This window comes from Marinobacter sp. (genome assembly GCF_014859525.1).
Taxonomy (GTDB): domain Bacteria; phylum Pseudomonadota; class Gammaproteobacteria; order Pseudomonadales; family Oleiphilaceae; genus Marinobacter.
The window spans coordinates 1-11,272 of the sequence record NZ_JACUUB010000077.1; the positions used below are offsets into that span (position 1 = coordinate 1).

An 11,272-nucleotide genomic window follows, 5' to 3' on the forward strand; every position below is an offset into this window, starting at 1 on the left:
TCAGACATTAAAGCGGAAGTGAATAATGTCGCCATCTTTGACAATGTATTCTTTTCCTTCCAGGCGCCATTTGCCGGCATCTTTAGCGCCGGCTTCGCCGTTGTACTGAACGAAATCGTCGTAGCTGACGATCTCGGCCCGGATAAAGCCGCGTTCAAAGTCAGTATGGATAACGGCTGCAGCCTGGGGGGCAGTGGCGCCGACCCGGACGGTCCAGGCCCGCACTTCTTTTACGCCGGCGGTAAAGTAGGTCTGCAGGTCGAGCAAGCTGTAGCCGGCACGGATGACGCGGTCGAGGCCTGGCTCGTCCATGCCCATTTCATCCAGGAACATGGACTTTTCTTCGTCTTCCAGTTCGGAGATTTCCGCCTCCAGCTTATTACAGATGGGCACCACCACGGCGTTCTCGGCTTCCGCGATTTTGCGTACGGTGTCCAGGTGCGGATTGTTTTCAAAGCCATCTTCGTTGACGTTGGCGATGTACATGGTGGGCTTGACGGTGAGCAGGCACAGTTCACGCACCAGCGCCATCTGGTCTTTGTCCAGGTTCATGCTGCGCACCGGTTTACCTTCGTTCAGCACCGGCAGCAGCTTCTCGAACATGTCCAGCTGGGCTTTGGCCTCTTTATCGCCGCCCTTGGCGATGCGCTGGACCCGTTTGATGGCCTTTTCCACGGTGTCCAGGTCGGCCAGAGCCAGTTCGGTGTTGATCACCTCAATGTCGGATGCCGGGTCGATCTTGTTGGCTACATGGATGACATTACCATCCTCAAAGCAACGGACCACGTGGGCAATGGCGTCGGTCTGACGGATGTTGGCCAAAAACTGGTTGCCCAGGCCTTCGCCCTTGGAGGCACCGGCTACCAGGCCGGCAATGTCCACGAATTCCATGGTGGTGGGCACAACGCGCTGGGGTTTGACGATCTCGGCCAGCTTGGTCAGGCGTGGATCGGGCATGGCAACAACGCCGGCGTTGGGCTCGATGGTGCAGAACGGGAAGTTTTCGGCGCCGATGCCGGCCTTGGTCAGTGCGTTGAACAGGGTAGATTTGCCGACGTTGGGAAGGCCGACGATGCCGCAGTTAAATCCCATGGAATGCCTCTGCTGGAACAAAAAAATTTGGGCGGATTATACCGGTGTATCGGTACCGGTGCGAGTAAGGGGTTATGTCTTGCTTAAGCGGTGGGCTTGAAGCTGTGCAGGCGGTTCATGGCGGCCGCGAGTTTACCGTTGGCGGCGTCGGGCAGTACCCGCAGGATTTCGTCGATGACGGCGCCCAGTTCTTCGGTTTCCTGCTTGCCCAGCCGGCCGAGTACATAACCGGTGACTTTTCGGCTGTCGCCAGGGTGACCGATACCAACACGAAGTCTTTGAAATTCGTTAGTCCCAAGGTGGGCAATGGTGTCGCGCAGGCCATTGTGGCCGCCGTGTCCTCCACCTTTTTTGAGTTTGGCCGTGCCAGGTGGCAGGTCCAGCTCGTCGTGGGCAACCAGAATGTGTTCGGGAGGAATTTTGTAGAAATCCGCCAGAGCCTTGATGGCCAGGCCGCTGCGATTCATAAAGGTGCTTGGGTTAAGCAGATGCAGGTCAAGACCCTGCCATTGGATGCGGGCGTATAGCCCGTGGTACTTCTTTTCTGGGCGGAGCGTCTGGCCCGCAGCGCGGGCCAGAGCTTCGACAAACAGGGCGCCGGCATTGTGGCGGGTATTCTCGTAGTCAGCGCCGGGATTGCCCAGACCAACCACCATGACAATATCCTGTGCCATTTGCCCGTGCCCTCTTCGTCACACCAGGGGTAATTACTCCTGGCTTTCGCCTTCTTCGCCGTCTTCGGCTTCTTCAACCTTGGCGCCGCGCGGCTTATGGATAGCCACAACCGGCAGGTCGTGATCGTCGCCCTGAAGCAGGGTGGCAATCTTGACGCCTTTCGGCAGGTTCAGGTCGCTGAGGTGAATTACCTGGTCCATTTCGACCTTGGCCATATCCACTTCGATGAACTCGGGCAGGTTCTGCGGCAGACAGATCACTTCCACTTCGTTGATCTGGTGGTTGGCCACGCCGCCCTGAAGTTTGATGGCCGGAGCGGTCTCTTCGTTCAGGAAGTGCAGCGGAACGTTAACGTGGATTTCATGGTTCTTGTCAACGCGCAGGAAGTCGGCGTGGGTCAGCAGCGGCTTGTACGGGTGGCGCTGCAGATCCTTCAGGATCACGCTTTCTTTCTTGCCGTCCAGCTCGATGGTCAGAATGTGAGAGAAGAAAGCCTCATTCTCCAGAGCTTTTTTCAGCTCGTTGTGCCAAATGGAGATGGACACGGCTTCTTTGTTACCGCCATAGACGATGGCCGGGATTTTCCGTTCCTCACGACGCAGGCGGCGGCTCGCACCTCTCCCCTGATCGCCACGAGGAAATGCTTCAATTACAAATTCCTGGGACATGATATGTACCTCAATCGTCATCTGAACTGCCCGCGACCAGGCGTTTGAACAGATGATATTTTTGAATAGCCTCAGATTATTTTCTTTGGCTGACTAAAAGAGTCGGGAGCCTTGAAGGGCTCCCGACTCAGATACTGTTACAGCGTAATGTTAACTTGCTGTTCTGTCTGCTTATTTCCGGATGTGCCGGATCAGACGTTCTCAAACATGGCGCTGATAGACTCTTCATTGCTGACGCGACGAATAGACTCCGCGAGCAGGCTGGCCATGCTGAGGACGCGGATTCTATCACAATTCCTGGCTTTGTCACCCAGCGGAATGGTGTCGCAGACCACCAGTTCATCCAGTTCGGAAGAGTTGATGTTGTCGATGGCGGGGCCAGACAGTACCGGGTGGGTAATGTAGGCCACAACCCGCTCTGCACCGTGCTCTTTCAGGGCTTTGGCGGCTTTGCACAGGGTGCCTGCGGTATCAATGATGTCGTCTACCAGAATGCAGGTTTTGTCTTTGACATCACCGATGATGTGCATCACCTGGGAGACGTTGGCCTTCGGGCGACGCTTGTCGATGATGGCCAGATCGGCGTCATCCAGTCGTTTGGCAACGGCCCGGGCGCGAACCACGCCGCCCACGTCTGGCGACACCACAACAAAGTTTTCAAAGCGTTGCTTCTCGATGTCTTCGAGCATGACCGGGGTGGCGTAGATGTTGTCCACGGGAATATCGAAGAAACCCTGAATCTGATCTGCGTGCAGGTCGAGTGTCAGTACGCGATCCACGCCAATGCTGGATATCATGTCCGCCACAACCTTGGCGCTGATGGCTACCCGCGTTGAGCGAACCCGGCGGTCCTGGCGAGCGTATCCGTAATACGGGATAACCGCGGTGATGCGTGTTGCAGAGGCACGGCGAAGTGCGTCGGCCATCACGATCAGTTCCATCAGGTTGTCGTTGGTGGGGTAGCAGGTGGGCTGGATGATGAAGACATCATGGCCCCGAACATTCTCATCGATCTCGACCGTGGTTTCACCGTCGCTGAACCGGCCTACAGTGGCCTGGCCCATGGGAATGTGAAGTTTCTGGGCAATAGCTTTGGCAAGCTCAGGGTTGGCATTGCCAGCGAAAATCATCAATTTGGACACGATGGAATCCTTCGCGATATCAGCGGTTGATTCAGAAGAAGCAGGAGAAAGGTGGCTGGGGTGGCAGGATTCGAACCTGCGCATGACGGGATCAAAACCCGTTGCCTTACCACTTGGCGACACCCCAATATCGTGCTCTTTTGGCATCATTTCAGCTCTGTCAGCTTTTGGTGAAGAGGTGAACTGTTCACCCCTTTAGCTACGAACCCCGTGATGCCGGAGGGTTTGCTTTCCCAGATAATCCGGGCTGCGGATTCTGTCGGGAAACGTCCAAAAATGCAAGCCCCGGTTCCGGTTAATCTTGCAGGTCCGAATTGTGAAAGCCATTTCAGGCTTTTTTTAACGTCTGGGTAAAGCTCACAAACTATATCCTGACAGTCGTTTCGGTACCTCGAGGCGTCTCCCTCAAAAGCGGGCGCTATTTTCATTTTTGGGGTGTCCCTTGTCAACCCTTGTTCAGAAAAAATCTTGCCGGTGTTTATTTCGCAGTCGGGTTTGAGCACCAAAAACCAGTCTTCGGGCGGGTTTGCGGGCGTGAGAATTTCGCCAATGCCTTCAGCAAAGGCTGCCCGGCCTCGAACAAACACGGGCACGTCTGCGCCCAATTGCAGACCAATGTCAGCCAGTTGGTCTTCGCTGAGGTTGAGCTGCCAGAGCTGATTGAGCCCAAGCAGGGTTGTGGCGGCATTGGAGCTGCCTCCGCCCAGCCCGCCGCCCATGGGCAGGCGTTTGGTGATGTGGATGCTGACGCCACTCAGAGGGCGTTCTGTGGCAGCTGTCAGGGCCTTGGCGGCGCGGATGATCAGGTTGTCGTCATCGGGTACCCCGGCGACCGGTTGGCTGAGGCGTACACCGGGTTGTTCGGGTGTCAGAGTAAATGTGATGTCGTCGCCGTAGTCGAGAAATTGGAACAGCGTTTGAAGCTCGTGGTAGCCATCGGGCCTTCTACCAACGATGTGCAGGAACAGGTTAAGTTTTGCCGGCGCGGGCAGGGTCAGGCTTTGGCTCACGTGATCAGTCCTTACGTTGCCAGTCGGTGATCACCACCCGCACGCGCTTGTCGTTTTTCAAGGCGGTGATTCTGGCGGGCAGTGGCGGCAGGTCATCGACGAACGGTTGCCAGCGGTCAAAGCGAATCTCCCAGCCGTTCTGGTAAATAATGGCCAGTTGCTGCTGGTGATCGAACAGCAAACGGGAATGTTCAGCCGGGGATGGCAGACCGCGAACCCACCAGGTCAGGTTGTCGATCGGCAGTTGCCAGCCGGTTGCCGCCAGCACCAGGGATTCTGGTTGCGAAGACCGGTACAGGTCGCCATTGGGTAGTTGCAGTTCCAGAAAGCCGGGAGTGCCGCGCAGGCTGGTGCTGCCCATACCCAGAAAAGAGGAGGACAAGGCCAGATCGTAGTGCTCGCCTTGCTGTTTCCAGCGATTGATGACGGCACTACCACTGTCTGAGGGCTGGCGCACAGCGAGCTTGCCCGACAGTTGCCAGTGATCAAACTGACTGAGTGAGTGACTGCGTGTTGCCCAATCCGCTGGCGGTTGTTCGGTCATGCCTTCAGGGAGGGGCTCTAGCTGAATTCTGGTACAGCCACCCAATACGGTGAACAGTAGCAGGGCGGGGATCAGGTGTTTCAGCATTACGGGTTTCCGTTACCGATCAGGCGCTCAATGGTTTCGCGCAGAATGTCATGGTCGGGTGCTTGCTCCAGGCCTTGCTCCCAGATGATTTTTGCTTGCTCTTTGTTGCCGCTGACCCACAACGCCTCGCCATAGTGAGCGGCCACTTCCGGATCGGGGTAAGCGGTCCAGGCCTCCGACAGGTAGCTCAATGCCGATTCAGTATCGCCCTGTCGAAATCGAACCCAGCCCATGCTGTCGAGGATGGCCGGGTTGCCCGGGTCCAGTGCCAGCGCTTGCTCGATATAGCGCTGGGCTTCTTCAAGGCGTTCGGTTCGAATGGTCAGGATGTACCCCAGTGCGTTGAGTGCTACGGCGTTGTCGGGCTCTTGCGCGAGGATGGTTCGAAGGTCTTGTTCTGCCTGGTCGGTATTGCCGACGGTATCGTGAAGCATGGCACGGGCATAACGCAGCTGAATGTTATCTGGGAAGGCCTTGAGGGCTTCATCGGCGGCAGCCATAGCGGCGGTTTCTTGCTGCTGGTCCAGCAGTAGATTGACTTCGAGCAGCCAGAAGTTTTCAGCCCGCCCCGGGTTGACGTCTCTCAGGGATTGAATGTTGGTGATGGCGTCTTCCAGGTTGCCGGATTCAGCCTGTAGCTCGCTCGCCCTGGCCAGCGCGGGGAAAAAGTAGTTGCCACCTTCCACGCTCATGTAATAGTCAACGGCTTGTAATGTGTTTCCGGCCTCTTCCTCCAGTCTTCCGAGGTAAAAGTTGGCTTCGTCGAAGTGATGGCCCTGTTCGGCCAGGCGGGTCAGCTCTTCTCTGGCGACCTCGGATTGTTGATTCTCCAGCGCCACCAGAGCGTAAGACAGTCGCAGGCCTGGTGTATCCGGATAGCGTCTTGTAAGGCGCTCAAACTCGTCCTGGGCAGCCTGAAGTTCACCTTCGTTAATCAGTATGCGGCCGTAAAGGGTGCCCAGCTGCCGGCTGGCCGGATAGCGCCGGGTGTTGTTGGTGAGGTAGATGAGCGCCTCCCTGGTCTGGCCGGTCTGATAAAGCAGATCGCCCTTCAGGACAATGGCGGGTATGAAGTCTGGTTGCTCGGTGAGCAAGCGGTCGATACGGTCCAGAGCCTGATCAGGCGCGCCATTGATCTTCAGCAGGAGGGCAATGCTGTATTCCAGGTCCGGGTTGCCGGGGTGCCGCTCGGCCAGTCTTTGGTAGAGATCTAACAGTTCCTGGCGCTGTTGGGGCGGCAGGTTGGCTGACATGGCTGCCAGGCTGTCGAAATCAGCATCTTCACCCTGCTCCATGATTCGCTCCATGTGGACCAGGGCGGTTTCAAGGTCTTGTCGCTTGACGGCCTGAATGGCGGAGATCCGGCGCGCCAGCAGATTGTCGGGCTCCAACTCCAACCATAGCTCTGCCAGTTGCAGTTGGGCGTTGTCTGCGTTGAGTGTCTGGGCAATTCGCATGGCTCTGGTAATGACGCCTTTGTCCCGCGAGGTTTTAGCCGCTTGCAGGTAATTCACCAGGGTGACGTCGTAACGTCCACGCTGGGCAGCGATCTCTGCGGCCAGAAGCTGATAAAGGACTTCTGGCTCGAAATCAGCGTAACGCGCAGCGTCGGTGCCAGAGGGGAGGGCGGCTTTGGTCTTCGGCTCTTCGGCAGTAGGCTCCAAGGTCCCGGAGAAGCTGGCGCAGCCGGGTAAGGCGGCAATGGTGAATGCCAGCAGGCAGGTAGCCAGATACGGTGCGGATCTTTGCATGCAACTTCTCGTGTGCTGTCGGCGGTACGTCGGAGTTTACCCTGTTCTGACTCGGAATTGAGTCAGATCGGGTTACGGCCATGGTCGAGTCCCTATAATGGCATAAGCACCTGAACTTGCCCAACCCGTCCGCAGTTGCCGAAGTGACTGCGTTTTCGGGTGGCGGGCAGTGACTCTCGCCGGTAGAATGGCAGGTAATATCCACGAATCGCAAAGGGTTTTACAACGTCAAAATGGCATTGCTGACACTGGGCATCAATCACCGAACCGCACCCGTGGAAATCCGCGAGCGTGTGGCGTTCACGCCGGAGCGGATGGCCCAGGCCTTCTCTGAACTCCGAGCGGCTTCCGGTGCCAGTGAGGCAGCCATCCTGTCTACCTGCAATCGTACCGAGCTGTATCTGGCGGGTGACGACGATTGCGCGCCAACCGTCCTGCGCTGGTTGGCCGGGTTTCACGAACTCGATGTGGCCGACCTTGAAAACGTGCTCTATGTACACCGGGATTCGGACGCCGTGCGCCACATGATGCGGGTAGCGGCCGGGCTGGATTCGATGGTGCTCGGTGAGCCGCAGATTTTTGGCCAGCTGAAGGATGCCTATAGCCTGGCTCGGGAGCACGGTGCCAGTGGGTCGTTCCTGTCCCGTTTGTTCGAGCAGACCTTTTCTGTGGCCAAGCGGGTGCGCACCCAGACCGCCATTGGCGAGAATCCGGTCTCGGTGGCCTATGCCTCTGTCAGTATGGCGCATCACATTTTTGCGGATATGTCCCGCAATAAGGCGTTATTGATTGGCGCTGGCAAAACGATAGAGCTGGTATCCCGGCATCTGGCCGATGCCGGCGTGCGCCAGTTTGTTGTGGCTAACCGGACGCTGGAAAAAGCGCAGGCCCTGGCCGAACCCCATGGCGGCAAGGGCATTTTGCTGTCTGAAATTCCGGATCATCTGGCGGATGTCGACATCATCATTTCGTCCACCGCCAGTCCGTTGCCGATACTGGGCAAAGGCGCGGTTGAACGGGCACTGAAAAAACGCAAGCATCGTCCGTATTTTATGGTCGATATTGCTGTGCCCCGGGATATCGAGCCGGAGGTTGGCTCGCTGGCGGATGTGTATCTGTACACGGTCGATGATCTGCGCCAGGTGATAGAAGAGAATATCCGGTCCCGGGAAGGCGCAGCTCGGGAGGCGGAAAACCTGATCACCAGCGGTGTCCAGGAGTTTTTGGACCAGCTGCGCGCACTGGATGCGGTGTCTACGCTCAAGGTGTTCCGTCAACGTGCCGAATTGCTGCGTGACATGGAGTCTGAGAAGGCGCTGCGGGCGCTCCGCAATGGTGCCGATCCGGAAACGGTCTTACGCAGTCTGGCCCGGGGTCTGACCAATAAATTGCTGCATCAACCTTCTGTGCAGGTCCGCAAGGCCATGGCCGAAGGCCGCACAGAAGTCACTGAGTGCCTGCGCGAGCTGTATCAGCTTGACGCGCTTGACGCAGACGAGCCCGCCACCACGGAAAAATTATGAAGCCATCCATTCAGTCCCGCCTTGAACAGCTAGTTGAACGGTTCGAGGAGGTTAACGCGTTGCTGAGTGATGCCTCGGTCATTGCCCATCAGGATAAATTCCGGGAGCTGTCCCGGGAATTCGCCGAAATTGAACCGGTGGTCAAAGGCTTTCGGGCCTGGCAGCAGGCCATTGAAGATATGGCCGAGGCAAAAGAGCTGGCAAAGGACGGTGACGCCGACATGCGGGCCATGGCCGAAGACGAGCTTGCCGACGCCCGGGAGCGGTCAGAACATCTGGACGAAGAGCTCCAGCGCCTGATGTTGCCAAAAGACCCAAACGACAAGAAAAACGTCTTTTTGGAGTTGCGTGCTGGCACCGGCGGTGACGAAGCGGCTATTTTTGCCGGTGATCTGTTTAAAATGTACTCCCGGTTTGCCGAACGCCGCCGCTGGCAGATAGAAGTGCTGAGCGAAAACGAGGGCGAACACGGCGGCTACAAAGAAATCATCGCCCGGGTGTCTGGCGATGGCGTCTATGGCGTGCTGAAATTTGAGTCTGGTGCCCACCGGGTACAACGGGTGCCAGAAACCGAATCCCAGGGCCGTATTCACACCTCCGCCTGCACCGTGGCGGTGATTCCGGAAGCCGACGAAGCCGAAGCCGTTGAGATTAATAAGGCCGACTTGCGCATCGATACCTTCCGCGCATCCGGTGCTGGCGGTCAGCACGTCAACAAAACCGACTCTGCCATTCGTATAACTCATCTGCCTACCGGCATGGTAGTGGAATGTCAGGAAGAGCGCTCACAGCACAAGAACCGTGCCAAAGCCATGAGCCTGCTGGCTTCTCGTATGCAGAACAGCGAGCTTGAGAAGCAACAGAGATCCATGGCCGAAACCCGTAAGAGCCTGGTGGGCAGTGGTGATCGCTCTGAGCGCATTCGTACCTACAATTTCCCCCAGGGCCGGGTGACCGATCATCGTATCAACCTGACCTTGTACAAGTTGGATGAAGTGATCACCGGCGATCTGGATGCGTTGGTGATGCCGTTACAACAAGAGCACCAGGCTGAACTTCTGGCTGAACTGGCTCATGATCAGTGAGTCTTCGCTAACCTGTGAGGCATTGCTGAACGAGGCAGTTGCCCTGATCAAAGGGGACTCGCCACGGCTGGATGCCGAACTGTTGCTGAGCCACGTCACCGGCCTGAGCAGAACCAGCTTTCGGGCCTGGCCTGAACGGCAAGTCGCAGAGGAGCAGGCGCAACAATTTGTTGCCCTGGTGGCAGAGCGCGCGAGCGGCCAGCCTGTTGCCTACTTGCTGGGCCAGCAGGAGTTCTGGTCATTGCCTTTGAGCGTTAGCGCGTCCACCCTGATTCCCAGGCCGGATACCGAGTGTCTGGTAGAGGCCGCGCTGTCGCTGGAATTGCCTGAACACGCAGTGATACTGGACTTGGGTACCGGTACCGGAGCCATTGCCCTGGCCCTGGCCAGCGAGCAACCGAGTTGGCAAATATGGGCCAGTGACCGCATTACCGATGCCGTCGAGCTGGCCCGCGCCAACAGCGCCAGCCTGGGCCTGCCGATCACGGTGGTGCAAAGCCACTGGTTTGATCAGTTACCAGAGGCGCAGTTTGACCTTTTGATTTCCAACCCTCCTTACATTCCCGCCAGCGATCACCACCTCAGTGAAGGTGATGTCCGGTTTGAACCATCCTCGGCCCTGGTCGCGGGCGACGACGGCCTGGACGACATTCGTCTGTTAATCTCACAAGGCCAGAACTGGCTGAACGAAGGCGGCTGGCTGTTGCTGGAGCATGGTTACGATCAGGGCGACGCCGTTCGGGATTTGTTTGCCCAGGCTGGATGGCACACTATAGAAACCCGCAAAGACTATGGCGGCAACGACCGGATGACCCTTGCCCGCAAACCCATCAGCGATGAATCAGCGAGACAAACCCATGCTCAGTGACGAGGAACTGCTCCGGTATAGCCGTCAGATTTTAATGCCACGGTTTGATATTGCCGGGCAGGAAAGGCTTAAAGCCGCTCGCATACTGATCCTGGGTGCTGGCGGTCTGGGTTGCCCGGTGGCGCTTTACCTGGGCGCCGCCGGCGTCGGTCACCTGACCCTGGTGGATGACGATCAGATCGAACTGGCCAACCTGCAACGCCAGATCGCTTTTGAACAGCGCTGGCTGGGCGATGCCAAAGCCGAACGCCTGGCCGAACGGGTGCGTGCCATCAACCCGGACATTACCGTAACAGCCGTTAATCGCCGTGTAGATGGCGACGATCTGCAGCAGTTGGTGGCCGAAGCCTCCCTGGTGCTGGACTGCACCGACAATTTCAACACCCGCTTTGCCCTGAACCGGGCCTCGGTCGCCGCTGGCGTGCCGTTGGTGTCCGGTGCCGCCATCCGTGGCGAAGGCCAGTTGTCGGTCTACGATCCCCGGCATCCGGACAGCCCGTGTTACCACTGCCTGTATCCAGAGCAGGGTAATGAAGACCTGACCTGCTCCGAAGCCGGAGTGATCGCCCCGCTGGTCGGCATGATTGGCTCGGCGCAGGCTATGGAAGCGATCAAGGTGATCAGCGGCGTGGGTAAACCGCTGATTGGTCGCCTGTTGATTCTCGATGCCTGGCAGATGGAATGGCGCGAAATGAAGCTGGCGAAAGATCCGGATTGTCCGGTGTGTTCGCTATAACACCTGGTGGGGCAGGGTTGGGTAAGCCTGCCCGCCAACGTGTGAGTCAGTCCTTCAACGCCTGAAATCTGGCAATGGCTTCTTTGCGACT

11 protein-coding genes and 1 tRNA gene are annotated in these 11,272 nt (G+C 57.6%); 4 read left to right on the forward strand and 8 right to left on the reverse strand.

What is annotated here, in order from left to right; translation table 11 throughout:
* The 8 genes from ychF to IBX51_RS12675 all read right to left on the reverse strand — a co-directional run bounded on the left by ychF (window position 1) and on the right by IBX51_RS12675 (window position 6,969).
* Window positions 1-1,092, reverse strand: a complete 1,092-nt coding sequence (gene ychF / locus IBX51_RS12640; protein WP_291831641.1) for a redox-regulated ATPase YchF — start codon at window positions 1,090-1,092, stop codon at window positions 1-3.
* Between the two features lie 83 nt (window positions 1,093-1,175).
* The gene (gene pth, locus IBX51_RS12645; RefSeq protein ID WP_291831642.1) at window positions 1,176-1,766 is read right to left on the reverse strand and encodes an aminoacyl-tRNA hydrolase; all 591 of its coding nucleotides are present in this window, start codon (window positions 1,764-1,766) and stop codon (window positions 1,176-1,178) included.
* Window positions 1,767-1,799: 33 nt separating this feature from the next.
* Window positions 1,800-2,435, reverse strand: a complete 636-nt coding sequence (locus IBX51_RS12650; protein ID WP_291831644.1) for a 50S ribosomal protein L25/general stress protein Ctc — start codon at window positions 2,433-2,435, stop codon at window positions 1,800-1,802.
* Window positions 2,436-2,626: 191 nt separating this feature from the next.
* Window positions 2,627-3,577, reverse strand: a complete 951-nt coding sequence (locus tag IBX51_RS12655; protein ID WP_291831645.1) for a ribose-phosphate diphosphokinase — start codon at window positions 3,575-3,577, stop codon at window positions 2,627-2,629.
* A gap of 52 nt (window positions 3,578-3,629) precedes the next feature.
* Window positions 3,630-3,704, reverse strand: a tRNA-Gln gene (locus IBX51_RS12660).
* 19 nt (window positions 3,705-3,723) lie between these two features.
* The gene (gene ispE / locus IBX51_RS12665; protein ID WP_291831647.1) at window positions 3,724-4,587 is read right to left on the reverse strand and encodes a 4-(cytidine 5'-diphospho)-2-C-methyl-D-erythritol kinase; all 864 of its coding nucleotides are present in this window, start codon (window positions 4,585-4,587) and stop codon (window positions 3,724-3,726) included.
* A 4-nt stretch (window positions 4,588-4,591) separates the two neighbouring features.
* Window positions 4,592-5,218: a lipoprotein insertase outer membrane protein LolB gene (gene lolB, locus IBX51_RS12670; RefSeq protein ID WP_291831648.1), complete on the reverse strand. Its 627-nt coding sequence runs from the start codon at window positions 5,216-5,218 to the stop codon at window positions 4,592-4,594.
* The gene (locus tag IBX51_RS12675) at window positions 5,218-6,969 is read right to left on the reverse strand and encodes a tetratricopeptide repeat protein (RefSeq protein WP_291831649.1); all 1,752 of its coding nucleotides are present in this window, start codon (window positions 6,967-6,969) and stop codon (window positions 5,218-5,220) included. Before IBX51_RS12675 ends, lolB begins: the two co-directional genes overlap by 1 nt.
* A gap of 233 nt (window positions 6,970-7,202) precedes the next feature.
* On the opposite strand from IBX51_RS12675, the gene hemA reads away from it, so the two are divergent.
* Genes hemA through IBX51_RS12695 form a run of 4 tightly spaced genes read left to right on the forward strand, consistent with a single transcriptional unit; the run spans window position 7,203 to window position 11,181 of the window.
* Entirely contained in the window at window positions 7,203-8,492 is a 1,290-nt protein-coding gene (gene hemA, locus IBX51_RS12680; RefSeq protein WP_291831650.1) for a glutamyl-tRNA reductase, read from the forward strand.
* Entirely contained in the window at window positions 8,489-9,577 is a 1,089-nt protein-coding gene (prfA, locus tag IBX51_RS12685) for a peptide chain release factor 1 (RefSeq protein ID WP_291831651.1), read from the forward strand. The genes hemA and prfA overlap by 4 nt, the downstream gene beginning before the upstream one ends.
* The gene (gene prmC / locus IBX51_RS12690) at window positions 9,567-10,445 is read left to right on the forward strand and encodes a peptide chain release factor N(5)-glutamine methyltransferase (protein ID WP_291831652.1); all 879 of its coding nucleotides are present in this window, start codon (window positions 9,567-9,569) and stop codon (window positions 10,443-10,445) included. Before prfA ends, prmC begins: the two co-directional genes overlap by 11 nt.
* Complete coding sequence (locus tag IBX51_RS12695) at window positions 10,435-11,181, forward strand: molybdopterin-synthase adenylyltransferase MoeB (protein ID WP_291831653.1); 747 nt, start codon at window positions 10,435-10,437, stop codon at window positions 11,179-11,181. Before prmC ends, IBX51_RS12695 begins: the two co-directional genes overlap by 11 nt.
* Window positions 11,182-11,272 lie beyond the last annotated feature (91 nt).